This window comes from Natronorubrum sulfidifaciens JCM 14089 (genome assembly GCF_000337735.1).
Classification (GTDB): Archaea; Halobacteriota; Halobacteria; order Halobacteriales; family Natrialbaceae; genus Natronorubrum; species Natronorubrum sulfidifaciens.
In genome coordinates this window covers 17,324-41,802 of sequence record NZ_AOHX01000038.1, presented here as the reverse complement: position 1 = coordinate 41,802, position 24,479 = coordinate 17,324, and the positions used below count along the sequence as shown (strand labels likewise).

The following is a 24,479-nucleotide window of genomic DNA, read 5'->3' as shown; positions in this document are numbered from 1 at the left end:
AGATGTGTATAAGAGACAGGTTGACGGGTGCGCCGTTGCCGACGGTCAGTTCGACGACCTGCAAGCGCGGAGCGATGTCCGCGATCGCCCGGATCGTGCCTCCGAGTAAGGCGTTTTTCGCGCCGATCGCGCCCAGTCGCTCGGGGTAGATCACCTCGTCGACCTCGTCTGCGTACTTGCGGTAGATTCCCTCGCGGTAGGCCTCGTCGATCCGCATGATCGTCCGACAGCCGTAGTGGTTGGCGATCATACAGGCAGTGAAGTTGACGTTCAGGTCGCTCGTCAGCGCACCCAGTGCGTCGGCGTCTGTAATGCCGGCCTCCTCGAGGACGTTCTCGCGGGAGCCGTCGCCCTCGATGACGGGAAGCTCCTGGGATCGGGCGCGTCGGATCATCGCTTCGTCCTGTTCAATCAACGTCACGTCGTGGCCCTCATCGCGCAGGACGCGCGCCGTGCGCAGGCCAACCCGTCCGGCACCAATAATCACGAACCGCATGAACGGGGGTACGCTCGCCCCCGTCAATAAGCTTGTCCCCAGCTACCACACCACTTGCGTGAGAACGGCCGCCGACAGGCAAAGACTTTAGTCGTGTCATGGTGTACCACACCCTCGACAGATGGTTCACGCGTTTATTATGGTCAAGACGGCCGCCGGAAAATCCGAGGGGCTACTCGAGTCGATCAGGGACCTCGAGCCGGTTACCGACGCCCACATCGTCGCCGGCAACTACGACATCATCGCCGAGATTGACGCCGCTGAAGTCTACGAGATCCTCGAGGCCGTCTCGTCGAGCATGCAGGCACTCGAGGGCGTCAGCGAGACGAAAACGTACATCGCGATGGATTAGCACCCCGTTACATCGGCGTTCCGCTTCGGTCTTCTTCTGTGGCCTGCTGGCCGCGGTTTTGGGCGCTCTCGAGCAACGTGGCAGCCGCGCCGCGATACTCGTAGCCGGGGATGATCCCCTGAGCGAACGTCCCTTCGACGTACTCGATGAGCGCTTTGGCGTCTGCAACGCCTTCGGTCGCATCCCAGGCGACGTACTCGAGTGTGACCGTGATCGCGTCTGTGTTGCGGTCGATGGTCGGGTCCTCGTGGGTACTCGTCTGTGCGACGGTGAAGACATCCGCGAGGCGGCGCTCGAGGGTGTCGAACCAGCCGTCCTCGACGACGGACGCGACGGTCTCTCCGGCAACGGCGGCGTCGAGCGTCGGCAGCGAGACCGTGACGAGAAAGCGCCCGTCTCGCTTGCCTTCGGCGTCGGCGGCGGTAACGGTTGCATCGAAGACGGTAGTCGTCAGAGCGTAGCCATCGGCATCGTCCGCCGGGACGAACGCATCGTGTGCCTCGAGTTCGCGTTCGACGGCAGCAGGAACAGCAGTCATAGCCGAACGAAGGGGCGTCACAGAAAAGGGTGTTACGCTGTCTCCCGACGTTGGCAACAGATATGGAACCGTTACTGACTGAAACTGACCGACGGCGACCGGATCGTTTCACGGTCGTAGTTGTCCGTTTCCACGGGAAACGACCTGCATAACTACAACGGATACTGTCGTTTCCCAGTGGCATGACTCTCGATAGACACGCCGCCGAACGTCGTCGGTTCGCCCGCCTCCTCGGAATAGACGGCAACGCCGGCTGTGGACTGCCAATCGGTTCTCACTCGAGTCACACCGATCGGAAGGCTGAATCAGTAGCCCGCGACCGTCCGGAGTCGACTGAACGGTCGTCGACGCCCCATCGGGTACGCGATCGCTGAGGCTGCACGCCGCGACCGGCGACACCGGCCTTATGCTGCCGACTCGATCGCCTGCTCGAGGTCGGCGATCACGTCGTCGACGTCCTCGATACCGACGGAGAGTCGAACGAGGTCGTCGGTGGTGCCGCTTGCGAGTTTCTCTTCGTCGGTGAGTTGCTGGTGGGTCGTGCTCGCGGGGTGGATGATCAGCGTCTTTGCGTCGCCGACGTTTGCGAGCATGGTCGTCAGATTGACCTCGTTACAGACCGTTTCGGCGGCGTCGTAGCCGCCTTCGAGGCCGAACGTAATCATGCCGCCGTAGCCGCCCTCGAGATATTTGCTCGCGTTTTCGTGGGTTTCGTGGCTCTCGAGGCCGGGGTAGTTGACCCAGGCGACGGCGTCGTGGTCGTCGAGGAACTCGGCGACGGCCATCGCGTTTTCGCAGTGTTTCTCCATTCGCAGCGGCAGTGACTCGAGTTTCTGGAGGGTAACCCAGGCGTCAAACGGCGACTGCTGGTTGCCAAGATCGCGCAGCCCGCGGGTACGAGCCACGATCGAGAACGCCTGCTCGCCGAACGTCTCGTAGAAGTTGACCCCGTGGTAGGCGGGGTTCGGTTCGGCGATTTCAGGGTAGTCTCCTTCGTCCCACGGGAACGAGCCGCCGTCGACGAGAACCCCACCGACCGTCGAGCCAGCGCCGTGGATCCACTTCGTCGTCGAGTTCCAGACGAGGTCCGCGCCGTGCTCGAGCGGTCGGCACAGATACGGCGTCGCGAAGGTGTTGTCGACAAAGAGCGGGACGTCGTGGTCGTGAGCGATGTCGGCGATGCGCTCGATGTCGGGCGTGACGAGCGCGGGGTTGCCGATCGTCTCGAGATGGACAAAGGCGGTGTCGTCGTCGATCGCTTCCTCGTAGGCGTCGTAATCCAGGGTGTCGACGAATTTCGTCTCGATCCCCCGTTTCGCGACGGTGTGGGTGAGGTAGGTGTAGGTCCCGCCGTAAATCGAAGACGAGGAGACGATGTTATCCCCGACTTCTGCGAGGATGAACGTCGCAAGATCGAACGCGGCCATCCCGGACGCAGTTGCGAGTGCCCCGACACCACCCTCGAGGGTGGCGATACGCTCCTCGAGCATGGCGTTCGTCGGGTTCATGATCCGCGAGTAGATGTTGCCGAACTCCTCTAAGCCGAACAGTGCGGCCGCGTGTTCCGTATCCTCGAACTCGTAGGACGTCGTCTGATACAGCGGCGGGGCCCGTGCGCCAGTCGTGGGATCTGGCTCCTGTCCTGCGTGGACACTGTGCGTCGAAAAGCCGGTTTCGGGTTCGTCATCGGTCATACGCCGAACACGAACTCGAGTGCTTATAATCCCCACTCCTCCCAGCAAAAACGGTCGGGATCTCGGAGCTGCCCGTGCTGGGAGTGTGTGCAGTGACAGTCAGTAGCGACTACAACAGCCCTTCTCAGACGGTCTGTTGCCCGTCAAGGCCGGCGCGACCGTGAGCATCTTGGGTTGTGTCGGTTGATCGGGACAGCAATCCGTCTCAGTCGTCTGCAAGCGTCGGCTTCGTGCCTTCGGCTCGCAACACGTCCGTCTGGGTTTCGGTCAGTAACCGCACGAACTGGCCGGCGTTCGTCACGAGCTTGTTCTCGGCTTTCCGCAGATGTTCCTCGAACGTCGCTCGAGCGACAGTCGTCTCCGTTGCGAGCTCGGCGACCGACGCGCCCCGTGGCTGGTCGTAGTAGCCCGCGTCGAGGGCGATTCGCAGGGCCTCGAGCTGGCGTTCGGTGAGCCCATCGAACAGCCGATCGACCGAGACCAGCGAGCTGTGGGGAACGTGGCGCTGTTCGATCGAGGTCTTTGAGCGAACGTCGATCTCGCGGTCGTCGTCGAGTTCCGCGAGCAGTGCGTTGACGTCACCCTCGTCGAAACCGATCACGGAGTAGTGCTCCCAGCCGTTGCGATATACTGTCGGCGGGAGATGCACGCAGTTGTGGCGCTCGAACCGCCGAACGATCGACTCCTCGATGGGGCAGGCACAGGACTGGACGATCACGTGCAAGTCAGTGCCGTCGGCCGTGGTGTGGAGAACCGTTCCGAGTTCGTTGATCTTCTCGAGTAGATCGTCGTCGTTGGCGTTCGGGACGGTAATCTCGAGGACCTGACAGTCCTGGAGGTACCACTCCCGAATCGAGAGACCGGGAAACTGTTCGGATACCTCCCGATAGGGGCACTCGTGGCGAAGTTTGAACGAGACTTCGTACATGCTCATGTTCTCTCTGAGGGGTGGAATTTAAATAATGGTACCGGTCATAACTGGCACTGACGATATGCCTTTGCTCTCCCTATCAGCTATCGATGGCAGAAATTACGCCGGAAACCGTCGCCGAACGGCTCGAGAACGACGAGGAACTCACACTAATCGACGTCCGCGACGCTGCGGACTTCGAGGAGTGGCATATTCCAGGCAGCGAGAACGTCGATGTCTACGACGACCTGAAAAACGACCCCGACAGCGCAGCAGCCACCTTGGCCGAGTTGCCGGCTGACGAGGAGCTCATCACCGTCTGTGCAGCCGGTGTGCTCGCGTCGGATGCCGCCGACATGCTCGAGGCAGCCGGCCACGACGCGGCAACCCTCGAAAACGGCATGAACGGCTGGGCACGTGTCCATCGCGACGCACCACTCGAGGCCGATATCGACGGCGAACTGATCCAGGTTGCCCGGCCCGGCACGGGCTGTCTCTCTCACGTCCTCGTGTCTGCGGGTGAAGCCGCCGTCTTCGAGCCGTCCCAGTACGTCGAGGAGTACGAGACTCTCCTCGAGGAGTACGACGCCGACCTCGTCGGCGTCTTCGACACCCACGCCCACGCCGACCACGTCTCTGGCGGCGCGAAACTCGCCGAACGCAACGGCGTCCCCTACTACCTGCACCCGGCGGATGCCTCCGGAATCGAGGCGCGTTCAGTCGAAGACGGCGACGTCCTCGAGGTCGGCGCGGTCGAGATCGAAGTGATCCACACGCCCGGCCACAGCCCAGGGAGCGTCACCTTCGCTGTCGAAGACGAAGCGCTGCTCACCGGCGACACGCTCTTTCACAACAGCGTCGGCCGGGTCGAACTCGGTGTCGACGCCGGCCTCGAGGAGACGAACGTCGAAGAGAACGCCGAAACGCTGTACGAGAGCCTCGAACGACTCCGCACCGTCGATGGCGACCCACTCGTGTTGCCGGCACACGACCCCGGCACGCCACAGCCACCCGTCGCCGCACGCCTGAGCGAGGTCAAAGATCGAAACGAGGCCTTCTGTCAGGATCGAGAAACACTGGTTGCAGCACTTGCAGGTGACATTCCGGACCAGCCGGCGAACTTCCAGCGGATCAAACTCGCCAACGTCGGCACGGAGGAGATTTCGGACGAAGAGGCGGACGAACTCGAGCTTGGTCCCAACCGATGTGCTGCTGAGTAAGTAATGAGCGGTGAGTTCACACAGGGGATCAAGCGTAACTGGCGACAGTTCGCCCTCCAAGTGCTGACGGTTTTTGCAGTTGGGTTGACGATGGGCTCACAGCGAAACGTCGTGCCCATCATGGGCGAGGAGACCTTTGGCGTCGAGTCCCTGCTCGTGATCGGCTCGTTCGTCGTGAGCTTCGGGATCGTCAAGGCCGTCCTCAACCTGTATTCCGGGAAGTGGGCCGACACCTACGGTCGCAAGCCGATCCTGATTGCAGGCTGGGTCGCGGCGATCCCGATTCCATTTATCCTGATCTACGCGCCGAGCTGGAGTTGGATCGCCGTCGGGAACGTCTTGCTCGGCGTCAATCAGGGGGTCGCCTGGAGCATGAGCATGATCTCGAAGATCGAACTCGCCGGTCCCGGTGAGCGTGGGCTCGCAGCCGGGATCGACGAGGCCTTTGGCTACACCGGCGTCGCTGCCGGCGCGTGGCTGACGGGCGTCATCGCCGCCCAGTACAGTCTCCGGCCGGAGCCGTTTTACTTCCTCGCGGCGGTGATCATCGTCGCCATACTCATCGCAGTCGTCCTGATCGAGGAGACGCTGCCCTACGCAGAGGCAGAGGCGAAAGCCGCTGCTGACGCCGAGCCAGACGGCGGCACTCGAGCGGCCGATCTCTCGTTTACCGAGATCGTCAAACGGGCCACCTACAAGGATCGAACGCTGTTCACCGCGGCCCAGGCGGGCCACGTCGAGAACTTCGTCGATACGCTCGTCTGGATCGCCTTCCCGATCTTCCTCGTCTCCCAGGGGCTCAACGTCGCCCAGGTCGGCGTCGTCGTCGGTGTCCACAGCGCGGCGTACTTCTTGCAGGTCTACACCGGCCGGCTGGGCGATCGGGTCGGACGCAAGCCACCGATCGTCGCTGGCTTCTTCCTCGCCGGCGCTGGTGTCCTCGGGATGGTGCTGGTCGAGGGCTACGCCCTGTGGATCCTCTTTTCGGCGCTGTCTGGCGTCGGCATGGCGCTGCACTACCCCAACCTGATCGCGGTGGCAAGCGACGCGGCCCACCCGCTATGGCGCTCGACTGGCCTCGGCGTCTATCGCCTCTGGCGGGATCTGGGGTATGCCGTCGGCGCTGTCCTCATCGGTCTGTCGGTCGACCTCATCTCGATCGACGCCGCCTTCTACGCCACCGCGATTGCGATGTTTCTCTCCGGCGGGCTCGTCGTGGTCTGGATGGAGGAAACGCATCCCGAACTTGGCACCCACGAGCCGCCGTCAGTGGACCTCGAGGCAGAGAACACGCCAACAGAAAACTGAGACAGGGTGTTGTCGGTTACTCGAGCAGCGACTCGCCGGTCATCTCGGGGGGCTGGTCGAGGTCGAGACACTCGAGCATCGTTGGCGCGATGTCGGCTAAGGTGCCGCCCGTGCGAACGGTTCGACCACCAGCAGTGCCGCCCGGAGCGAGATAGATAAGCGGCACGTCGTTGTAGGTGTGTGCCGTGTGCGGGTCGTCTACGGTCCCCATGTCGTCGGCGTTGCCGTGGTCGGCAGTGATGAGAACGTGCGATCCCGCAGCCTCGAGCGCGTCGACGAGTCGCCCTAACTGCTCGTCGACGGCTTCGACGGCCTCGATCGCGGCCTCGTAGTCGCCCGTATGGCCGACCATATCGGGGTTGGCGTAGTTGAGCACGAGCACATCGGGATCGTCCGACTCGATTGTGTCTGTTGCGGTGTCGGTCACCTCGGGGGCACTCATCTCGGGTTGCAGGTCGTAGGTCGGTACGTCGGGACTCTCAACGATTTTGCGGATCTCGCCGTCGAACTCGACTTCGCGGCCGCCATTGAGGAAGTAGGTAACATGGGCGTACTTCTCGGATTCGGCGATCCGGAGCTGGGTCTTGCCCGCGTCAGCGAGCACCTCGCCCAGTACCTGTTCGGGTTGGTTCGGCGGATACGCGATCGGGAGGTCGAACGTCTTGTCGTACTGGGTCAGCATGACGACTTCCGTCTCGGGCGGGTTCGTGTCGAACTCGCCTGCCCAGTCGTCCGGCCGGATATCGGCGAGCATCCGTGTGAGCTGACGGGCGCGATCCGACCGGAAGTTGAACCAGACGACCGAGTCGCCGTCCTCGAGCGCCGGCTGCTCCGAAACGAGCGTCGGTTCGACGAACTCGTCGGTCACTCCACGGTCGTAGGAGGCTTCGACGGCCTCGAGCGCCGAGTCGGCGGTCCACTCGGCGTCGCGATCGACGATCGCTTTGTAGGCGCGGTTCGTCCGCTCCCAGTTCTGGTCACGATCCATCGCGTAGTACCGGCCCGTTACCGTCGCCACGTCGCCGGTGCCGTGGTCGGCGATGACGTCCTCGAGTTCGGAGAGATACTCCCGTCCGCCGGTCGGAGAGGTGTCTCGACCGTCAGTAATGGCGTGGGTGACGGCCTCGACGTCACGGTCAGCCGCCAGTTCGATCAGTGCGTGGAGGTGCTCGTGATCCGAGTGGACCCCACCGTCGCTGACGAGCCCGAGGAAGTGAACCTGGCCATCGTTCTCACGTGCATGGTCGAAGGCCGTGTTGATCGCGTCGTTCTCCCGGAAGGAGCCGTCGGCGATCGAATCCGAAATGCGCGTATACTCCTGATAGACTACGCGTCCGGCTCCGATGTTCAGGTGGCCGACCTCGCTGTTGCCCATCTGGCCTTCCGGCAGGCCAACACGTCGGCCAGCGACCTCGAGCGAGCCGTTCGCACCCGCCGCGGCAAGCGAATCGAACGTCGGCGTCTCGGCCGCCGCAACGGCGTCTCTACTCGTTCCATCGCCGAGTCCCCACCCGTCGAGGATAATCAGCGCAGCATCCATGTGCGACGGGTCGCCAGCCTGTCGTAACTAGCTGTCGTTGTCGTCGTGGGCTGGGAGCCAAACAGGTGACTGATCGGAACGCTGAACTGCGTCGTGTCCGAAGACACGGTATGCTCTCGGACGTGCCCGACGACGCCCCGATCGTCCTCTTCGACGGCGTCTGCAACCTCTGTCACGGGTTCGTGCAGTTCATCGTCCCGCGGGACACAGACGAGCAGTTCTACTTCGCATCCTTACAGTCCGACGTTGGACAGGAGCTGTTGGCCGCCCACGGCCTCGAGACAGATGCCCTCGAGTCGGTCGTTCTGATCGACGGCGAGGACGCCTACGTCAAATCGGCCGCCGTCCTCCGAATCGCGAGACTACTCGGTGGCGTCTACGCCCTGGCCGGGCCGTTTCGATTCCTGCCCCGCCGCCTTCGAGACTGGGCGTACGACGTCGTCGCCGACCATCGCTACCGGCTGTTCGGCCAGAAAGAGCAGTGTATGATGCCGACCGGGAACGTACAGGATCGCATTCTCGAGTGATCTGCGCCAAAAAGCGGCCACCTGCGCGGCCGCTGTTGTGGCGTCCGGACCGTTCTCGCGGTCGCTCGTCGCTGCCGTCACGACGCCGAAACGGCCGTGATCGATGACGATCACTCGAGTTTAAAACGGCGTGTTGAACTGTCAGTCATACCTCGAAGGGCACTTTTCACACTCACAGGTGTACGGCAGGTGGCATGAGAGATGACAGCAACGCAAGGCGAACGGCGATCGATCGACGGTCAATCCTCACCGTCGGCGCTGGGACACTGGCGGGACTCGGCACGCTATCAGTGGTGCAGACGGCGGCCGCACAGGACGGCGACGAGTGGCCAGTCGGTGAGCCAGACGACGGACGCGACGCCGACGGATGGGACGAGCCAGTGCCCGAAGATCCGGATTACGGGGACCAGCAGCAGGTCACCGACGAGACCGGGACGATCCAGACTTCGATTCCGTCCGACTGGAACGATGTCTCCGGAACGCCGAGAGAGCTGGGTCCAGCGCTGGTGGCTGCACCCGATCTGGAAGGGTACGCCACCACGTGGGACGTCCCGGGAATCGAGATCGTGGTGACGACGGAACTGGGGACAGACCCGGAAGTCGCGCTTGACAGCATCGCCGACTTCAGCGAGTTCTGTGAGGACGCTGGGCGACAGCAGGCACAAACCCCCGGATACGAGTTCGTCTCACAGGGCTGGACTCAGTGTGGGGGCGGGGAAACGACGTTCCTGTCGATGGCGGGCGTTCCGATGGGCGAATCAGGCGGCGAGGCGATGGATGGATCGTATCTGGTCCTTATCGGTGCACAGCTCGTTACGGAACAGGATATGGGAGCGATCAACAACGCAATCGGCTCGCTCCAGACCGGCTCACCTGACACAGGGGAGGGAATACAGGAGCAAGAAGTAACTGACCAACTGCCTGCAGGGTCGGGGACGAGCTTGGCGTCCGGCCAGACGGTCGACGGAGAGGTTCGTCCCGGTGATCTCGCAGCGATCTACACCTACGACGACGCCAGTGCCGGGGATCGATTGACCCTCGAGGTGACTCGAACTGGCGGAATGGGCCAACAGGGGTTCTCTCTGACCGAACCGGGGGGTGGTCCCGGATTGCCGTATACGATCGATACCGCGATGCTCGAACCCGATGGGACGAACGTGCTCACTGGACAGCCAGGGCCGGTCACCCTTTCGGGAGTGACCCAGGTGTCGGGTCCCGGCCACTCCGTGGTGATAATCCCGAGTCCATACCCGGAAGGAATCGGCCCGTATCAGTTCACGTTCGTAAACGAGGGACCGTCACAGTGAGCTGATCGACCATTGGAGTCGAATATCTCGGCCGACGTAAAATGAAACTGACACGTGAAGGGTGCGTGACTGCACTCGAGTGCGGCGTGTCACACAAGTAGGAAAGAGACGCCTGCCAAAACGGTGCAGTTCAGTCTGCTCGGTGCTCAAACATCGTGCCACAGTCGCCACAGACAGTGCTGTGGCCGGGAGTCGTTCGCTGTGCGAAGACCGCCCCACACTCGTCACAGATCATGTAGAGCCGGTGTTCAGGAGGGATGCCGGCTTCGAACGTCATTCGGACCCAAGCGTCGGCGTTCGCTTCGTCGTAGAGCGTGACACTCGAGCCGTTCTGTCGCCAGTTGATCGCATCGTCGTCGGGTTCGGCCGCTTCCAGACCTCGCTTGGACATCAGGACAGATGACCTCATGCGACCCGATCAAATGATTTTTCTGATAGTAATTTACCCGCACTCGAGTGAATAGCATCGGCTACTGCGGAGTGTCCGCACCGCTGACTTTTTGCGGGTGGGGTGGGAGCCACAGCATATGACGCTCGATCCGGTTCATTTCGACGGGATCGCACGGCTCGCGAGACGGATCGACCACGGGGCCGACGAACGCGACCGCCGTGCCTTCGCGGAGACGGTCTGGGACTCGTTTCTGGACCCGCTTCTCGACGACAGCGGCCGGACGATCCTCGAGCCGGTCGATGACCAGCGCCGACGGTTCGTCGACTGCGAGGACGTCGCCCTCCACGACCGCCCCTTCGAGACCGAACACGGCCTCGACGCGGGGACGATTAACCCGACGACGTTCAAAAACGGGCTCGTCATCGATATCGCACAGGCGGCGATGAGCGCGACGCCGAGCGATCTCGACCTCCACCGCTCGCGAACCACCGTGATGACCGTCCACTCGAACGACGAGACGATGACCGTCGACGAGACGTGGGGGACGTTCGATGAGGGCTACAGTCGGAGCCGAGCCGTGAAGATCCCACCGCTGCCACGCTTTGCAGAGGGTGTCGTCCACGCGCTGGCGCTCTATCTCGCCGAGAGCAAACACGCCTGTGACCACGCCGACGATGTCGCGGACCTGCTCGTGCTCGACGGTCCGCTGTACCCGCGCGGACTGCTCCGCTGGGCCGACCAGCATCCCGATCTGGCGGACTTCCTGCTCGAGGACCCGCGGCCGACGACAGTTCTCGAGAACTATGTCCGGCTGGTCGAACGGTTCGTCGACCGGGAGGTTCCCCTCGTCGGCTTCGTCAAGAATCCGGCGACTCGAGTCATCACACGGACGTTGAAGAATAAACGTGATGTCGACATCGCCAGTCCGTGGAGCGACGACTCGGCGCTGTTTACCCGGCTCCTCGAACGCGGCGAGTACGTGCCCGATATCGACGGCGACCGCTGGGAGCGGGAGACGTCGGCGCTGACATACACCAACTGGTTTCGCTCGCGTGGCGGCGTCGACCGCCCACTGTCGGTCGACGGCAACGCCCTCGGCGTCGAGCGCAAACACTCACTCGAGGAGTACGAAGTGACCTTCTTCATCGTCTACGACCCCCGTGACGATCTCATCTACCGGATCGAGGCGCCGTATGCGTTCACCCGCGATCCGGAGACACGCGAGCAGTTGACGATGCAGGTGTTACAGGACGTTGCGATCGCCCACGGCCCGCCGACGATCGTCGAAAAAGCGGACGAACTCGCCCGGATCAGTCGCTCGGAGAAACAATCGCTTCGTGAAACGCTCGAGGCGCAGTTCGATACGTCGCAGGATCGAACCTACGATGACCACCGCTGGAGCGAGGAGCCGTACTAAAGCGCTTCTTTCTTGTCGACGTCGAAGGTGACATCGTCGGGATCGACACCGATTCGGGCGAACTGCGTCCGGACGTGTTCTTTGGCTCCCTCGAGCGCTTGCTCTCGAGTGTCGAACCCGCGTGGCATCGGCGATTCGAACGCGAGATGGACCTCGCGGCCGTCGACGAGCTGGATCGAGCCGCCGCTGTCGACCTCGTAGAACTCATCACAGACCCACACGTACGCGGCGTCTTCGTCGGGTGCGCCACGGAACGAGGGCGCTCGCTCGCCCCGTTCGTACAGCGTGCCAGTCAGTTCGGTGCCGCCGGCACGACCGCGTACCAGTATCATACGCTCATCTAGGATTCCTGGCTGCAAAAAGACAGTGCTCGTTACCCACTCGCTGATCTGGCCCGCGGGACCGATTGACTGGTGTACCCACGGGATGGCCGCGTTCGACCACTGATTTCGAGGTCCGTACGCACACTCGACCGCGCTCGACGCCGAGCCGAGCCAAATCGTTTTGGAAACGGGCTTATGCCTGCTGCACCGCTCCATACGAGCAATGAGTTCGGACGTTCACTCCAGCGGTGACAACGAGCAGGGTTCGCTCGAGAATATCCCGGCGGAGTGGTACGACGCCTTCAGTCACCCACGGCGCGTTCGTCTCCTTGCGATTCTCGGCGCCAGTCGAACGCAGCTGTCGGTAACAGAGCTGACGACGGCGATCGTCGAGAACGAGCCGTTCGACGGCTCGACTGCGCACGCACGGCGTGACGTCCAGACCAGCCTCCGACACAATCATCTCCCGCGACTGGCCGACCACGGTATCATCACGTGGGATGGCGAAACCGGTGTGGAACTCGTAGCCGAGTTGCCAGTCGCTCGCACGACGCTCACCTCGCTCTTGGAGCTGTGCGAGCGTGAGAACTGTGGTCGGCTGCTCGAGGCGCTCGTCCATCCGACCCGGCTCCGTCTCTGCACGATGGTCACCGACCACGACCGCCCACTGTCGGTCGAGACGCTCGCATCGCGACTCGTTTCCCACGACGCTGCGTCGCCGTCCGACCCGGAACGGGCGACGCTCTCGTTGTATCACACGCATCTCCCCCTGCTCGCAGACGCCGGCCTGCTCGAGTTCGATCCCGAGGCTGGAGTGGTCACGGGTCACGCCCCGGTCCCATCGCTCGTCCAGTAGTCGAGCGTCGAGACGAGCGGAGGGAAACGCGTTTGTGGGCCCGCCCGGATGGAACTGATATGAGCGATCTGGGAGATTTCGGCGATTTTGATGCCGGTGCGGACGGCGATTCCGACTCGACAGACGCCGCCGCTGCCGATGTGGGCGACACGGCATCGGCTGCCTCGAGTGCCAGCGACTCGACAGGGACGAACGAGGACTCGAACACGGCGTTCGAATCGACGCCCGTCGATCCCCGCGGCGAAGACGTCGGGATCGGCACGCTCTGTGTCTCTCAGGGATTGCGTATCGCCGAGGACGAAGACGACACTTCCCTGCGCGCGTACGTCACGCAGGACAACCGCTCGTCGATCCGCATCGGGAGCTACCTGCTCGCACCATATCCGGACGGCGAAACGCTGTTCTGTCGGATCACCGGCCTCGAGTACGCCCAGCAGTACCACGCCGACGACGCGACGGAGATCCACGCCCGCCGGGCGATGCGAACCGACGAGGTCGACGAAGCTGACTACAAGTTCGTCGCGACCCTCGAGCCCGTGGCCGTCCTCTACGACGATGACGGAGAGTTGAAACGGCGGATGACCGACCGTGTCCCGAAACCGCAGACGGTGATCCGGACGGCCGACGACATCGAGGCGATCAAAACCGGGCTGAAGATGCCCGAAGACGGCGTCTTCCTCGGCCACCTCTCCGTCGGCGGGGAGAAAGTTCGGACGGCGGCGTCGCCGCCGACGATCGATTACCGGCTGAAAGACGACTACGCGTCCGGCGACCCGCTCGTCTTCCGCCATACGCTGATCGCGGGGGGCACCGGCTCCGGGAAAACCCACGGCGCAAAGAACATCCTTCGGCAGTATCTCGCCGCAGAGCGGACGTATCCGATGGCCGACGGCCGCGAGGTCGGCACCGCCGTCGTCCAGTTCGACCCACAGGACGAGTACGCCCAGATGCACGACGACAACCCCGACCTCGATAGCGAGTTCGCCCGGCGACTCGAGCGCGAGGGAATCGCCTACGGCGGCCACGAGGATACGACGGCGTTTATCCCGAAAGTCGGCTCGGCCACCTATTCGGCGGGCCACCATCGCGCGAAACAGGTCGAGTTCACGATTCCGTTCTCGATGGTCTATGAGAACCCGTGGCTGGTCGCCGGCAGCGGACTGAACGACAACCAGTACGGCGCGCTCGTCAGCGTTCTGTTGCCGCGATTCCGCAAGCAGTACGGCAACGGCGGGACGTACGAGGAGTTTACCACCTTCCTCGACGACCCCGCGTTGCGCGAGGAACTCGACGAGTCGGGCCGGGTTCACGAGGCGACGTTCGACGCCGTCCGCCGGCGGGTGCTTGGCTTTGGCCACGTCTTCGATCAGGACGCCCAGCCGATTACGGAACTGGTCCACGATTTCGTCCGCCCCGGTGGGCTGACGGTCGTCCCGACGTACCACATCAACGACACGCGAGCGACGGAAGCGATCGTCCTCGCGGTCTCCTCGCTGCTGATCGACCAGAAACTCTCGAACGACCCCATCTACGACCGAATCAAGGAGACGCCACTCGTGTTGGGGATGGACGAGGCCCACAACTTCCTGACCGACGCCGACAGCGTGCAGGCAGGCAAGGTCATCCGAAAGTTCACCGAAGCGGCCAAACAGGGCCGGAAAGAACGGCTGGGACTGTTCCTCATCACGCAGGACCCACAGGACATCCACGACGCCGTCTTCAAGCAGATCAACACCACCGTCGTTCTCAACTTAGGCGACGAGGACGCCATCAAGAGCGTCAACATCCCCAGCAACCTCGAGTCGAAAGTGCCCTACATGGAGAAAGGGCAGATGGTCGTCTACTCGCCGGACAACTCCGAACCCGTCGAGTTGATCGGCCTCCCGAAGTGTCTCACCCGTCACGGCCGAGACTGAGTGCGATCGGATGTGCACTGACGTTCAGTGGGACTATAGGAGAGGGCTACGCCGACTCGAGCAACACGGCCTCGAGAAAGTCGCCGACTGCGTCGGCGATCGTTCCGTGCTGGCCAACGAAGAAGTGATCGCCCGACAGCGCCGTGACCGTGTCGCCGCGCTCGCGGGCGCGCTCGAGGAGGGGCTCGCAGTCGACGGTCGAATCCCGCTCGCCGTAGAGGAGTTGGACCGGACACGCGAGGGCCTCGAGCGCTGCGAGTGCGTCGAGGTCGTCATCGAGACGCGTGGGAGGTGCGAGTACGGAGACGGCGGCGACCTCGCGGTCGACGTCGGCCGCAGCGAGCAGCGCCTGTGCGGCTCCGAAGCTGTAGCCGAAGACGCCCACCGGGAGCCCGTCGTACTGCTCGTCGGCCCAGCGGATCGCGTTGCGGACGTCTTCGCGCTCGCCGTAGCCGTCGTCCCACGGGCCGTAGTCGATTCGAAGACAGGCGATTCCAACGTCAGAAAGCGTCTCGCTGACCGCGGCGAGGCGCGGATCGGATCGACTTCCGCCGTGTTGGGGATGGGGCGGACAGGCGACGACGACCGCAGACGGGTCGTCGGCTGGCACCTCGAGCGTTCCACGAACGTCGCGACCGCCGGGGATAAGAACGTCGCTCATAGCGGAGACATCGAGGCGCTGGCTAATCAAATCGGCGAGAAACACCCGTCCACGAGTCCGTTTTGTCGAGGACTGTCGCTGATGTGATGTTTTTAAGGGTGACGAGCGATAGGTAGGCATATGGGCATCCTCTCTCGGACCTCCTACGTCATCCGGTCGAAGATCAACTCGGTGCTCAACCGAGCCGAGGATCCGACGCAGACGCTCGATTACTCCTACGAGCAGATGCGCGACCAGCTCCAGCAGGTCAAACGCGGTATCGCCGACCTCACCACACAGAAAAAACGCCTCGAGATGCAGAAACGCCGCCTCGAGGAGAACGTCGAGAAACACAACGAACAGGCCCGTACTGCCGTCCAGCAGGATCGCGAGGACCTGGCACGTCGCGCCCTGGAAAAAAAGAAGACGAAGATGAACCAGATCGAAGATCTGGAGCGGCAGGTCTCACAACTCCAGAGCCAGCAGGATCAGCTGATCGAGCAGAAAGACGAACTGCAGACCCGTATCGAGGAGTTCCGGACCAAAAAGGAGACGATGAAAGCCCGCCACGAGGCCGCCAAGGCGAGCTCGACCGTCTCGGAAGCGATGACGTCAACGGGCGAGGAGTTCGAGGACGTCGGGCGCGCCATAGAACGCGCCGAAGAACAGACCGAAGACATGGAGGCACGCGCCGCCGCACTCGACGAACTCCACGAAACCGGGGCGTTCGACGACGTGCTGTCGGACAAGGACAACATCGACCGCGAACTCGAGGCGCTCTCGACCGACAGCGGCGTCGAGGCGGAACTCGAGACGCTCAAATCCGAGATGGGTGAGGACGAACCCGAACCAACAGCAGACGTCGACGAGGCGGAACTCGAGGATCTCGACGCCGACGTCGAAGCCGAACTCACGGAACTGCAGGACGAAGAGAACAACTGATCGACCACCGGCGACGCGAGGTTCCGTCAGACGGCGATCGACGACGGGTTTTGTCCGATCAGAACGGAGATCACGCGCCGAACGCCGTTCCGGACGGCGGTCGCGACACTCGTTGAGTTTATTATTCTGAATTTCGTATCATGAAATGAAAAGCAACGACTACCATGGTTGACGTGTAAGTCCAGTTATGGCCACAGAATCCCGGTTTGATGAGATCTCCCTGACCGAGCAGGTCATCCTGCTTGCCGTCGCCGCACAACACCGCGAGGACGAGACGCCGGTTCAAACACACGACCTTCGACAGGTCTGTCAGACACAACTGGAGGGTGTCGATACGGAGGTCGTCGGAACCATTACCGAGGCGGACATCATGCGCTCGCTGTACCGTCTCGAGGACGAGGGCTTCGTCGAGGAAATCGAAACCGGTCGAACGTCACCGACCGGCAAGGGCCGTCCCTCCTACACGCTCGCGATCACCCTCGAGGAGGTGTACGAGGGGGTCACAGACGACCTCATCGAAGACGACCACTAAGGCAGGGGTCATCTCACGAGTAGTAGACGGTATCGTGTTTTCACTCGAGCGACGAACAGTCCTCACGTCGGCGTCCCGAGGACGGAAATGTCGTAGTCCGTAATCTCCGACGGTGGCTTGAGGATGACGACCTGAAACGACCAGCTTGCCTCCCCAGCCAGATCGCCGACGCTATCGAGAAACTGCCCGAGTTGCGCGCCGCTGTCGTCGTAGACGCGAACGCGGACTTCGAGGAGTTCAATGCGGTCGTCACTGGTGTTCTCGACTGTCCCTTGCACTGTCGAGCCCCGATAGTCGCTCTCGAGGACGAACTCGTGGTCGGTGATCGTCACTGCCTCGAGAGGCGTCACACCGTCGTTGGTTTCCTGTTGGGCGAGCGATTCAGCCGCCGTCATCTCTGTGGCCGAGCGGTTCTCGCCGTCGAGGCTACCAACCGATCCCGCTTCGTACTCGGGTTCGCTGCCAACACCGCCGTCGTTGCAGCCGGCCAGCGCGGCAGTGGCCCCAGCCCCGACGACAGTGAGAACGCGTCGGCGGGAGCATGTCGAACGCAACATCACCGACCCCATGACTGATACGGATTGCTGTCCCGATTTGCCGCCGATCGCCAGCACGGATCGGCGACCGGCGGGAAATCGTTACAGCAGCCCCTCTGACGCCTGTCCGGGCCTGTACGGATTCTGTGACGAGCCATAGTCGGCCTGTCACCACGAACCTATTTCAGTGTCGGCCCTGAACCGGCAGCGCTCGGTGCTCCTCGAGACGGCGACCATGACCTATGCAACGCAGGCCCTTATTGGGTGTTCGAACGACGTCGACATATGGGGTCCGCTGAGACCGACGAGCCGCTCGAGTCCCACGGGACTGATATCGGAAGCCAAGCCGATTCGCTGACACGGGTTCGCGAGTGGGTACTCGTCGAGGGCGATCGGACGGTCATCGCGGCCAGCATCTCGCTTCTCGTTTTCGGGTTCTTTCTCGGTTTGATCGAGATCGGTATCATCTCGGTTACCAACGACGATTCGGTCACCAGACTCGCCGGCGGGATGATCGCCGGCACCTTCTCGCTTGTCACACTCGTCGTTTCGATCAACCAGCTCATCCTCTCACAGGAGTTCGCCTCCGGGAACGACGCTCGCGACCAACTTGAGGGGATCATGGACATCCGAAGCGACATCGCCACGCAGGCCACGGTGCCGGCGACGCCGGCGTCACCGACGAAACTGCTCGAACTGCTCATCGAAACGATCGCGACCCAGGCCAGCGAGCTCGCCGACACCGCGACAGCACACGACGACGAACACAGCGAGCTGATTCAGCGGTTCGTACACAGCATCGAAGCGAGCACCGAGCGAACGCACGACACGCTCGAGCACACGACGTTCGGGACGTTCACGGCAGTGTCAACGGCGATCGGCTACGACGCCGCCTGGCAGCTCTACGTCGCCAGACAGCTTCGTGGACGGTACGACGACTCCTCGGAGACAGCGACGAGGCTCGAGGCGTTGATCGAGACACTGGAGCTGTTTCTCACCGCTCGAGAGCACTTCAAAACGACGTATCTACAGCGGGAGCTCACCCGTTTCTCGCAGTTGACGATCTACTGTGGCATCCCGGCTGTGCTGGCAGCGATGACGCTCGGCTTGCTCTACGGCGGGTTCAGTGGCACGATGATCAGTGGGAGCTACCTGCCGTACGTCGTTAGCGCGCTGATCGCAGTCGTCGTCTCACCGCTTTCGTTGCTCGCATCGTACATTCTCCGCACCGCTGCCGTCACCCACCGAACCGCGTCGATCGGACCGATGTTACCGCAAAAAGAGCCCGATGCAGGGCCGTTCGAGGTGTCAGCCGATGGCGAGCCCGACAGCTGACCGTGACGGTTCAGTGTGCCGTCAGGCTGCCGAGGTGATCTCGACGTTCGGCCTGTTTGGGTGCTCGAGCGTCACGAGGTTGTAGACGGGTGACCGCTTCGGGTACTCACGAACCGCCGACTGCTCGTCCGGGGTCAGATCACCAGCCACCGCGATGTCGATCTCGAGTTCGCCGTACATCTCGTGTGCCCTGTCGGCGTCGTGAACGCCGAACAGCATCCGCAGGTCGACGGGCGCTCGAACGGTTGTCGTCACGTCATCGATCTCGATCCCCTCACGGATCGCGTTGTAGACGATCGTGCCGTTGATACAGGCGGTCAGGCCCGCCAGTGCGCCTTCGATGGCCTCGTAGCGCTCGGTCGGCTCGAGATACGCCATGGCGTCTTCGAGCTCCGTCGGAAGCCCGAACTCGAGGACGTGTTCGCGCTCTTCGCCCATCTCCTCGCCGCCAAGTGCCCACTCGCCGATCGTTGCCGTCGTTCGGTTGGCGACGTCCTCGGTGACGCCGGACGCCCGGAACTCGAGCATCCCGTCGTCCGGATTCGCCTCGAGCCACTCGATGAACTCGAGATGTCCGCCAGCGTCGAGGCCGTGTTCGATCTCGCCTGTTCGCTGCGCTGCAGTGTGGTGCAGGTCGTCTGTAGTCATTGTCGCTCCCTCGGTCGTCCGTACGCCACAGGTGATATTAAGAACGCATTGCGAATATCGAGTACAGTCGTCGAATCAGGCCAGATAACGTGTTCTAGTGTCCAAACGTCCAGAAGCAGGGCCGTTCGGGATCGGGCACAGCTCGAGATGGTTCGAAAATCGGGCGCGGATCGACCACGTCTCAGAGCGTTTCGATATACGGCGCGATGTCGTCGTCTGTGACGTCTCGGCCGTGGACGTCTTTCAGATGAGATCGTGCCGCCTCGTAGATCGACGCCTCGAACTCGCTGTAGACGACCACGTCGCAGTCGGCGACATCGCGACACTCGAACCGATACCGTTCCGAGACCATGGCCGATGGAGTCGCGTCAGCGTCATGTACCTGCTGCTCACACCTGAAAGCCGCTCTCGAGGGGGAGTATGAAGCATTTGTACGCTGGGCCCGTCTAGAGACCACATGGTGGAGTCGGGAGCAGTCGTTTCGATCCTTGCCGGTGGCGTGACCGCGCTGTTTGCCGTCTTCCTCACGTTCTATCTGCGCAACCAGTGGCAGGAGATTCAGTCACTCCGGGCGATTCAGGCGGAACTCGAGCAGAACACAGAACGGGTTCGAGAGCTCGCCGATTTGCTTACGGGCGATGTACAGCGCCAGCAGGTCGATCTCCCGATCGAGGTCCCGCCGGGAACGAAGTTCGAGATCCGATACGTCGTCTCCTTTCCCAGCGCGCTCTCGACGACGGCGTTCGAACAGCTGAAACACTCCGGGATGGTGCTGCGACTCTCGCCCGAGGTCCGCCAGTCGCTGTTCGAGTTGTACGATACGATCGACCGCATCAACCGACTGCGCCAGCACAGAGAGCGCGTTCAGTTCGACGACATCGGAAACGTCCACATCGTTATCGACCCATCCAATCTCGACATCGATCCGAACACGTCCGTCACCGAAGCAGATCTGCCGGCGGAGACGAGACAGCAACTCGCGGACCTTCGACGGATGCGACGGGCGATGAAAGGCGTGAACACGTCGATTCTCAGACTTATCGCGTCGATCAGTTCGCCGGCGCTACTCGACGACCTCGAACTCGACGAGTTCGTCGACACCGGATACGGAAGCGATCCACACCGAGGCGGACGAGCGGACACAGAGCAGTTCGAGGGCCCCAACCTCGAGAGGATGGAGACTGTTTTGTGTGATCTCGAGCGGGCGTCGATCTGGTCCAGATTTATGTAACGTTCGTTGATCGAACGTGCTCACGACATCGGGTACGACGTGGGAACGACGGGAGCGGTCTCCGAGGAAGTGGTTGACGGATCTGTCGAGGAGACGAAACAGGAGGCCGGCTGTCGGACTTTACCCCGACTCCGGTGGGTCGAGGAGGTCGCCCTCGAACGTCGTTTAGACGCCGGGGTCAACCTCGATCAGATCGAGTTCCGCGTTCCGGAACGAGGGTTCATCCCCAAACGTTCCCGTATCGCCCGTCTCGACATCGGCATCGTCTTCATCGACGAAGAGATACCCGAGTACATTTGCTGAGCCGCCGACATCGATGAAGATCGCGTATGCATCCCAATCACTGACATTATCGAACTCGTCATCGTAGGACTCGAGAATGTCATCTCTCGTCGACGAGTTGAACTGGACGACCACTTCGAAGTCGGTATCCGGATAGTAGTTCTTTCCGGGCACGACGACGGTCTCATCGTCTTGTGCAGTCGCGGTACTCGCCGCCACTCCAGCACCGACCGCCAGCCCGGTGGCTGCGAGTGTCCCCTTGCTGATCGATTGTGACTCCGCTGTCGATTTGTGATTTGTGGGTCCCATGTTGCTCACACCCCGTGTTGAGGGTATCAACCGTGGGACGACACCGCGAATAACTACTCGCGTTCGTTCCACCACCTTCGAGCGAGTAATTCCGAACTGTGTGCGAGTAATCTCGTGTCATCACTACCCAGTCGGCCGTTCTTGTGGTCTCGCCCTCGAGTCGTGTGCGCCCGGTAAAAAATGTCAGCAACAACCAGTTTACACAACAACGATTCCGTTGGTCCTGTGACAATCGGTGCAGAGAGCCGATAGGGGTGACGACGGCCATTGGAATCTTCGGTCGCACTCACTGTGCTCGCTCACCGTGGCGACTGGCCGTTCATCGCCGGCAGCCAGTTACACTCACAGTCCCTCGAGGGGCAACAACAGCCGTTGTGACAGGACTCTCCCGGATCGACACGAACGATTGGACAGTCAAGTGCGCCGACCAGACCGCGCATGGCTTCTCCCTCACCATCACCGTCGGCGAGTGGAAATCGCAGCCGATCCCCGTAGTGGTGGTACTCGTCGTCGTCGGTTCCCTGAATTTCCTTTCCTGTCTGTGGGTTCCGCCCAGTGCGCGCGGAGCGTTTACTGATCGACGCGAGACGCTGTGGCCCGTCTCCCTCGTGGAAGGCCGGCGGCAGGTACGCGAGCGATTCGCGGTTGAACTCGCCGTCGTAGCAGACCGAACCGAACCGGCCTCGGTCGCGAGTGAATCCTGACTCCGCCGCCCGTCGCATTGCCGCGAAGTCGTCGCCGTGTTCGACATCGACGATATCGTTCGGGCCGTCGGCGACCAGCATCGTCACACTGTGTTCGTACAGTGGCGCGTCGTCGATGATCCAGCCGCCGACGTAAAGCAACTGGTCGTCGTGACGGAACCGCCGGGCGTGAAACAGTGCTGGCATCGGGCACGGACACCCCGGCGGCTGGACCGTAACTGCACCGACGAGACAGGAGCTCATCGTGGTCTCACCGACGCTCGTCTCCTCGCCCCAGCTCTCGAGGCGCGTCGGGACCCCGTCGCCGTCGTCGTCATCGAGATCGTCCGGGACGAACCGCCACGATGGTTCCCCCTCGTCACCGGGAACGGTGCAGACGGCGACCCCTTCACCCATACGTTCGACGGCGATCCCCCGGCTGCTGCCGTCGGTATCGATGGCGAGGTGTGTCGTCCGACAGCGGATCTCGTTGTCGCCACCCGAATCGGCGGCTCTGCTGTGATTGTCTCCCCAGCAGTACAGATTCCCGGTTTCGGTTCCCGCCTTGGCCCGTCCCCACGCGTACACGCTTCCCTCGCCATCGAGCCGGGATGGCTCAGCAGCGAGTTGCTCGAGCAGTATCTCCGGCGTGATGGCGTCCGCGAGTGACTGCTCGTGGCCGGTCACGCTCGCGTCCGGCACCACGACGACGAACCGCTGGGAGACCGTCGGCTCGTCGTCGAGGTACTCGTAGAGTCGGTCGAGCGTGTCCTCGTCGAGGTCGTCGCCGTCGTCGCCGAAATCGACCTCGCTCCGACGTTTGTTCGACCGGACGCTGTTGTAATCCTGGGCTTTCGCCGTCGAGTCCGTGTGGATACCCTCGAGTTCAACCGTTCTGGAGACTCCCTCGAGTTCGCCGCTGGCGACGATAGGGATGGACTCCTGTGTGTAGCTCGTCTCCGCGTGCTGGCGCTCACCGGTGCGGTGGCTCCCACCGGCGTAGAAAAACGACGGGCTTGCCGCTGTCATCGAGACGAGTCTTCCGGCTGCTTCGTCCTCGACCCGACCCTGGATATCGTCGACACACCCGCTTAGACTCACCAGTCCAAGGGCACCAGCCGCGGCGAGCAGCTCCCGCCTCGGGATCGGTCCATCGCTTCCTCGCCGACGACTGTTTGTGCTCATGTTATCAACCTCCTTATGATACACGGAAGCTTAACAGTATCTGTACTGGGATCTACATTTCAGTGGACAGATCGACACGACTGAAGTAAATAAGAAAAACACCGAAGGCAGTTTGCTATGTCCTGTGCAAATATCCTCAATTCGGACAGGCAGGCACGATCTCGCAGACACCACGCTCCCGGTGAACTGACTGGGACTGATAGGGATTGCTGTAGTCAGTTAGCTGCCGCTGGAGACACCGTCTCCGTCAGAAGTTGGGCCTCGGCACTCATAGGGTTCGTCACAGCCGGGTGCCGAGTCCGGCTCGGAGCGAGTGAATCGTCATCGGCCGGCCGATGCTATGGCAGCCGCTCCAAAGACCGTTTGGATACAGAACGCAAAACAGCCCGATTACGCCTCGGTCGTCGAGTCCGAACCCGCGTTGGCGAAGGCGGTATTCCACTCGTCCATCAGGTTCTCAAGGCGAGCCGTGTTTCGGTGGGAGAACGTGCGGGGAGCCATATCGGTCGCCGTTCGTGGGTCGTCGATGACGGCCGTCGTGTCGGCTGGCGTCGTGTGAGTCGGCGTTTGGTTCGGATACGATTCGGGTTCGGTTTGGGACTGCAAGTGTTGTGTGCTCATGTCGGTCGGGTATGATGTGTCGTCGGAAACGGTACGGAACTCGTCGGGAGGCAAACTCGAATTTAGGCTGCTACGTGTACGACCGACATCTGTACTCACCCCTACAGGCTCATCCACTATAAATGTTCATGATAGATCATCCTCGAGTCGATAGACGCATGAAAGCAAGTCTCTAGGGAGCGTTTAGCACGACCTTGCAGTGCTGATCTGCACCGCAGTCTCATGGCAACCGCTTTTGGCCGCTCCCGTCGAGACACCTACTGTGACGGTTCCACCGGACGCCGAACGCCGCCTCGAGAGCAAGCCGCTGATGGCCCACCTCGCGACCTGTCTCGAGGGACGGCCACACGTCGCGCCCGTCTGGTACCGATACGAAGCCGGCACCGTCGAAATCGTGACGACGGGCCGAAAGCTGGCCAACGTCCGGGAGAACCCGCGGGTCGCGCTCTCGATACAGGACGACGAGGCCGGGGCCACGAAGTGGATGGTAACGCTGTTGGGGACGGCGACGGTCGTCGACGACGAGGACAAAACGGAAACGGCACGTCGGCGAATCAACGAGAAGTACGACGCCGAGCCGGACGCCTACGCCGAGAACACGCTCGTCCGGATCGACGTCGGCTCGGCGAGCTACCGGACGTATTGAGGCCGCAAGCGTCGGTCGCCGGCCGGCAGAAACGGTAACGGCAGCTATTTCTCGAGCCACCAACTAGGTTCGGAGAACGCGCTGGCCACATGCC

The 24,479-nt window shown here is 62.3% G+C and carries 28 protein-coding genes; 14 read left to right on the top strand and 14 right to left on the bottom strand.

Going from position 1 to position 24,479, the window contains the following annotated elements; translation table 11 throughout:
• On the bottom strand, nucleotides 1-496 hold a 496-nt coding region (locus C495_RS09835), incomplete at its 3' end, for a potassium channel family protein (RefSeq protein ID WP_008162444.1).
• Between the two features lie 121 nt (nucleotides 497-617).
• On the opposite strand from C495_RS09835, the gene C495_RS09830 reads away from it, so the two are divergent.
• The gene (locus C495_RS09830) at nucleotides 618-848 is read left to right on the top strand and encodes an Lrp/AsnC ligand binding domain-containing protein (protein ID WP_008162442.1); all 231 of its coding nucleotides are present in this window, start codon (nucleotides 618-620) and stop codon (nucleotides 846-848) included.
• Between the two features lie 7 nt (nucleotides 849-855).
• Here the strand turns inward: C495_RS09830 and C495_RS09825 are convergent, their stop codons facing one another.
• Nucleotides 856-1,386 carry a DUF5813 family protein gene (locus C495_RS09825; protein ID WP_008162440.1) on the bottom strand — a complete coding sequence of 177 codons (531 nt, stop codon included), beginning with the start codon at nucleotides 1,384-1,386 and terminating at the stop codon, nucleotides 856-858.
• Between the two features lie 182 nt (nucleotides 1,387-1,568).
• Here C495_RS09825 and C495_RS18360 point away from each other — a divergent pair, with 182 nt between their 5' ends.
• Nucleotides 1,569-1,760: a hypothetical protein gene (locus C495_RS18360; RefSeq protein WP_083902473.1), complete on the top strand. Its 192-nt coding sequence runs from the start codon at nucleotides 1,569-1,571 to the stop codon at nucleotides 1,758-1,760.
• A 30-nt stretch (nucleotides 1,761-1,790) separates the two neighbouring features.
• Here the strand turns inward: C495_RS18360 and C495_RS09820 are convergent, their stop codons facing one another.
• Nucleotides 1,791-3,080: an O-acetylhomoserine aminocarboxypropyltransferase/cysteine synthase family protein gene (locus C495_RS09820; RefSeq protein ID WP_008162439.1), complete on the bottom strand. Its 1,290-nt coding sequence runs from the start codon at nucleotides 3,078-3,080 to the stop codon at nucleotides 1,791-1,793.
• 205 nt (nucleotides 3,081-3,285) lie between these two features.
• A complete protein-coding gene (locus C495_RS09815) occupies nucleotides 3,286-4,014 on the bottom strand; it encodes a helix-turn-helix domain-containing protein (protein ID WP_049890263.1) in 729 nt (242 codons plus the stop codon).
• Nucleotides 4,015-4,100: 86 nt separating this feature from the next.
• Here C495_RS09815 and C495_RS09810 point away from each other — a divergent pair, with 86 nt between their 5' ends.
• Nucleotides 4,101-5,210 carry an MBL fold metallo-hydrolase gene (locus C495_RS09810; RefSeq protein ID WP_008162436.1) on the top strand — a complete coding sequence of 370 codons (1,110 nt, stop codon included), beginning with the start codon at nucleotides 4,101-4,103 and terminating at the stop codon, nucleotides 5,208-5,210.
• Between the two features lie 3 nt (nucleotides 5,211-5,213).
• Nucleotides 5,214-6,518: an MFS transporter gene (locus C495_RS09805; RefSeq protein ID WP_008162434.1), complete on the top strand. Its 1,305-nt coding sequence runs from the start codon at nucleotides 5,214-5,216 to the stop codon at nucleotides 6,516-6,518.
• Nucleotides 6,519-6,534: 16 nt separating this feature from the next.
• Here the strand turns inward: C495_RS09805 and gpmI are convergent, their stop codons facing one another.
• Nucleotides 6,535-8,058, bottom strand: a complete 1,524-nt coding sequence (gpmI, locus tag C495_RS09800; protein ID WP_008162432.1) for a 2,3-bisphosphoglycerate-independent phosphoglycerate mutase — start codon at nucleotides 8,056-8,058, stop codon at nucleotides 6,535-6,537.
• 110 nt (nucleotides 8,059-8,168) lie between these two features.
• Between gpmI and C495_RS09795 the strand changes: the two genes are divergently transcribed.
• Together C495_RS09795 and C495_RS09790 are read left to right on the top strand one after the other, a co-directional pair.
• The gene (locus tag C495_RS09795) at nucleotides 8,169-8,585 is read left to right on the top strand and encodes a thiol-disulfide oxidoreductase DCC family protein (RefSeq protein ID WP_008162430.1); all 417 of its coding nucleotides are present in this window, start codon (nucleotides 8,169-8,171) and stop codon (nucleotides 8,583-8,585) included.
• A gap of 194 nt (nucleotides 8,586-8,779) precedes the next feature.
• A complete protein-coding gene (locus C495_RS09790) occupies nucleotides 8,780-9,892 on the top strand; it encodes a hypothetical protein (RefSeq protein ID WP_008162428.1) in 1,113 nt (370 codons plus the stop codon).
• A gap of 130 nt (nucleotides 9,893-10,022) precedes the next feature.
• On the opposite strand, the gene C495_RS09785 is transcribed toward C495_RS09790, so the two are convergent.
• A complete protein-coding gene (locus tag C495_RS09785; protein WP_008162426.1) occupies nucleotides 10,023-10,283 on the bottom strand; it encodes a hypothetical protein in 261 nt (86 codons plus the stop codon).
• Nucleotides 10,284-10,419: 136 nt separating this feature from the next.
• Here C495_RS09785 and C495_RS09780 point away from each other — a divergent pair, with 136 nt between their 5' ends.
• Nucleotides 10,420-11,700, top strand: coding sequence for a DNA double-strand break repair nuclease NurA (locus C495_RS09780; protein ID WP_008162423.1), 1,281 nt, complete (start codon nucleotides 10,420-10,422; stop codon nucleotides 11,698-11,700).
• Here C495_RS09780 and C495_RS09775 read toward each other — a convergent pair.
• On the bottom strand, nucleotides 11,697-12,032 hold the full coding sequence (locus C495_RS09775) for a DUF7113 family protein (protein ID WP_008162421.1): 336 nt from the start codon (nucleotides 12,030-12,032) through the stop codon (nucleotides 11,697-11,699). The two genes, C495_RS09780 and C495_RS09775, sit on opposite strands and share 4 nt — an antisense overlap.
• Nucleotides 12,033-12,246: 214 nt before the next feature.
• Between C495_RS09775 and C495_RS09770 the strand changes: the two genes are divergently transcribed.
• Both C495_RS09770 and C495_RS09765 read left to right on the top strand, forming a co-directional pair.
• Nucleotides 12,247-12,879 (top strand): DUF7344 domain-containing protein, encoded by a 633-nt coding sequence (locus C495_RS09770; protein ID WP_008162420.1) that lies wholly within the window; start codon nucleotides 12,247-12,249, stop codon nucleotides 12,877-12,879.
• A gap of 59 nt (nucleotides 12,880-12,938) precedes the next feature.
• Nucleotides 12,939-14,795: an ATP-binding protein gene (locus C495_RS09765; protein ID WP_008162417.1), complete on the top strand. Its 1,857-nt coding sequence runs from the start codon at nucleotides 12,939-12,941 to the stop codon at nucleotides 14,793-14,795.
• Between the two features lie 46 nt (nucleotides 14,796-14,841).
• Here the strand turns inward: C495_RS09765 and C495_RS09760 are convergent, their stop codons facing one another.
• Complete coding sequence (locus C495_RS09760) at nucleotides 14,842-15,456, bottom strand: alpha/beta hydrolase (protein ID WP_008162415.1); 615 nt, start codon at nucleotides 15,454-15,456, stop codon at nucleotides 14,842-14,844.
• Nucleotides 15,457-15,576: 120 nt separating this feature from the next.
• Between C495_RS09760 and C495_RS09755 the strand changes: the two genes are divergently transcribed.
• Entirely contained in the window at nucleotides 15,577-16,377 is an 801-nt protein-coding gene (locus C495_RS09755) for a PspA/IM30 family protein (protein ID WP_008162414.1), read from the top strand.
• Nucleotides 16,378-16,564: 187 nt separating this feature from the next.
• A complete protein-coding gene (locus tag C495_RS09750; protein WP_008162412.1) occupies nucleotides 16,565-16,909 on the top strand; it encodes a hypothetical protein in 345 nt (114 codons plus the stop codon).
• A 62-nt stretch (nucleotides 16,910-16,971) separates the two neighbouring features.
• On the opposite strand, the gene C495_RS09745 is transcribed toward C495_RS09750, so the two are convergent.
• Nucleotides 16,972-17,466, bottom strand: coding sequence for an FxLYD domain-containing protein (locus tag C495_RS09745; RefSeq protein WP_049890266.1), 495 nt, complete (start codon nucleotides 17,464-17,466; stop codon nucleotides 16,972-16,974).
• 264 nt (nucleotides 17,467-17,730) lie between these two features.
• On the opposite strand from C495_RS09745, the gene C495_RS09740 reads away from it, so the two are divergent.
• A complete protein-coding gene (locus C495_RS09740; protein ID WP_008162406.1) occupies nucleotides 17,731-18,780 on the top strand; it encodes a hypothetical protein in 1,050 nt (349 codons plus the stop codon).
• Nucleotides 18,781-18,801: 21 nt separating this feature from the next.
• On the opposite strand, the gene C495_RS09735 is transcribed toward C495_RS09740, so the two are convergent.
• Both C495_RS09735 and C495_RS17280 read right to left on the bottom strand, forming a co-directional pair.
• On the bottom strand, nucleotides 18,802-19,428 hold the full coding sequence (locus C495_RS09735; RefSeq protein ID WP_008162405.1) for an OsmC family protein: 627 nt from the start codon (nucleotides 19,426-19,428) through the stop codon (nucleotides 18,802-18,804).
• A gap of 181 nt (nucleotides 19,429-19,609) precedes the next feature.
• Nucleotides 19,610-19,780 (bottom strand): DUF1059 domain-containing protein, encoded by a 171-nt coding sequence (locus C495_RS17280; protein ID WP_083902472.1) that lies wholly within the window; start codon nucleotides 19,778-19,780, stop codon nucleotides 19,610-19,612.
• 105 nt (nucleotides 19,781-19,885) lie between these two features.
• Here C495_RS17280 and C495_RS09730 point away from each other — a divergent pair, with 105 nt between their 5' ends.
• A complete protein-coding gene (locus C495_RS09730) occupies nucleotides 19,886-20,659 on the top strand; it encodes a hypothetical protein (protein WP_008162404.1) in 774 nt (257 codons plus the stop codon).
• 165 nt (nucleotides 20,660-20,824) lie between these two features.
• Here the strand turns inward: C495_RS09730 and C495_RS09725 are convergent, their stop codons facing one another.
• The 3 genes from C495_RS09725 to C495_RS09715 all read right to left on the bottom strand — a co-directional run bounded on the left by C495_RS09725 (nucleotide 20,825) and on the right by C495_RS09715 (nucleotide 23,739).
• Nucleotides 20,825-21,250 (bottom strand): hypothetical protein, encoded by a 426-nt coding sequence (locus C495_RS09725; RefSeq protein WP_049890261.1) that lies wholly within the window; start codon nucleotides 21,248-21,250, stop codon nucleotides 20,825-20,827.
• Between the two features lie 299 nt (nucleotides 21,251-21,549).
• Nucleotides 21,550-23,118 carry an HU family DNA-binding protein gene (locus C495_RS18255; RefSeq protein ID WP_152418899.1) on the bottom strand — a complete coding sequence of 523 codons (1,569 nt, stop codon included), beginning with the start codon at nucleotides 23,116-23,118 and terminating at the stop codon, nucleotides 21,550-21,552.
• A gap of 390 nt (nucleotides 23,119-23,508) precedes the next feature.
• Nucleotides 23,509-23,739 carry a hypothetical protein gene (locus C495_RS09715; RefSeq protein WP_049890260.1) on the bottom strand — a complete coding sequence of 77 codons (231 nt, stop codon included), beginning with the start codon at nucleotides 23,737-23,739 and terminating at the stop codon, nucleotides 23,509-23,511.
• Nucleotides 23,740-24,001: 262 nt separating this feature from the next.
• Here C495_RS09715 and C495_RS09710 point away from each other — a divergent pair, with 262 nt between their 5' ends.
• A complete protein-coding gene (locus C495_RS09710; protein ID WP_008162399.1) occupies nucleotides 24,002-24,385 on the top strand; it encodes a pyridoxamine 5'-phosphate oxidase family protein in 384 nt (127 codons plus the stop codon).
• Nucleotides 24,386-24,479 lie beyond the last annotated feature (94 nt).

Coding starts and splice junctions, on each gene's coding strand:
- C495_RS09830 (WP_008162442.1), top strand. CDS start 618: ATGGTTCACGCGTTTATTATGGTCAAGACGGCCGCCGGAAAATCCGAG.
- C495_RS09825 (WP_008162440.1), bottom strand. CDS start 1,386: ATGACTGCTGTTCCTGCTGCCGTCGAACGCGAACTCGAGGCACACGAT.
- C495_RS18360 (WP_083902473.1), top strand. CDS start 1,569: ATGACTCTCGATAGACACGCCGCCGAACGTCGTCGGTTCGCCCGCCTC.
- C495_RS09820 (WP_008162439.1), bottom strand. CDS start 3,080: ATGACCGATGACGAACCCGAAACCGGCTTTTCGACGCACAGTGTCCAC.
- C495_RS09815 (WP_049890263.1), bottom strand. CDS start 4,014: ATGAGCATGTACGAAGTCTCGTTCAAACTTCGCCACGAGTGCCCCTAT.
- C495_RS09810 (WP_008162436.1), top strand. CDS start 4,101: ATGGCAGAAATTACGCCGGAAACCGTCGCCGAACGGCTCGAGAACGAC.
- C495_RS09805 (WP_008162434.1), top strand. CDS start 5,214: ATGAGCGGTGAGTTCACACAGGGGATCAAGCGTAACTGGCGACAGTTC.
- gpmI (WP_008162432.1), bottom strand. CDS start 8,058: ATGGATGCTGCGCTGATTATCCTCGACGGGTGGGGACTCGGCGATGGA.
- C495_RS09795 (WP_008162430.1), top strand. CDS start 8,169: ATGCTCTCGGACGTGCCCGACGACGCCCCGATCGTCCTCTTCGACGGC.
- C495_RS09790 (WP_008162428.1), top strand. CDS start 8,780: ATGAGAGATGACAGCAACGCAAGGCGAACGGCGATCGATCGACGGTCA.
- C495_RS09785 (WP_008162426.1), bottom strand. CDS start 10,283: ATGTCCAAGCGAGGTCTGGAAGCGGCCGAACCCGACGACGATGCGATC.
- C495_RS09780 (WP_008162423.1), top strand. CDS start 10,420: ATGACGCTCGATCCGGTTCATTTCGACGGGATCGCACGGCTCGCGAGA.
- C495_RS09775 (WP_008162421.1), bottom strand. CDS start 12,032: ATGATACTGGTACGCGGTCGTGCCGGCGGCACCGAACTGACTGGCACG.
- C495_RS09770 (WP_008162420.1), top strand. CDS start 12,247: ATGAGTTCGGACGTTCACTCCAGCGGTGACAACGAGCAGGGTTCGCTC.
- C495_RS09765 (WP_008162417.1), top strand. CDS start 12,939: ATGAGCGATCTGGGAGATTTCGGCGATTTTGATGCCGGTGCGGACGGC.
- C495_RS09760 (WP_008162415.1), bottom strand. CDS start 15,456: ATGAGCGACGTTCTTATCCCCGGCGGTCGCGACGTTCGTGGAACGCTC.
- C495_RS09755 (WP_008162414.1), top strand. CDS start 15,577: ATGGGCATCCTCTCTCGGACCTCCTACGTCATCCGGTCGAAGATCAAC.
- C495_RS09750 (WP_008162412.1), top strand. CDS start 16,565: ATGGCCACAGAATCCCGGTTTGATGAGATCTCCCTGACCGAGCAGGTC.
- C495_RS09745 (WP_049890266.1), bottom strand. CDS start 17,466: ATGTTGCGTTCGACATGCTCCCGCCGACGCGTTCTCACTGTCGTCGGG.
- C495_RS09740 (WP_008162406.1), top strand. CDS start 17,731: ATGGGGTCCGCTGAGACCGACGAGCCGCTCGAGTCCCACGGGACTGAT.
- C495_RS09735 (WP_008162405.1), bottom strand. CDS start 19,428: ATGACTACAGACGACCTGCACCACACTGCAGCGCAGCGAACAGGCGAG.
- C495_RS17280 (WP_083902472.1), bottom strand. CDS start 19,780: ATGGTCTCGGAACGGTATCGGTTCGAGTGTCGCGATGTCGCCGACTGC.
- C495_RS09730 (WP_008162404.1), top strand. CDS start 19,886: ATGGTGGAGTCGGGAGCAGTCGTTTCGATCCTTGCCGGTGGCGTGACC.
- C495_RS09725 (WP_049890261.1), bottom strand. CDS start 21,250: ATGGGACCCACAAATCACAAATCGACAGCGGAGTCACAATCGATCAGC.
- C495_RS18255 (WP_152418899.1), bottom strand. CDS start 23,118: ATGAGCACAAACAGTCGTCGGCGAGGAAGCGATGGACCGATCCCGAGG.
- C495_RS09715 (WP_049890260.1), bottom strand. CDS start 23,739: ATGAGCACACAACACTTGCAGTCCCAAACCGAACCCGAATCGTATCCG.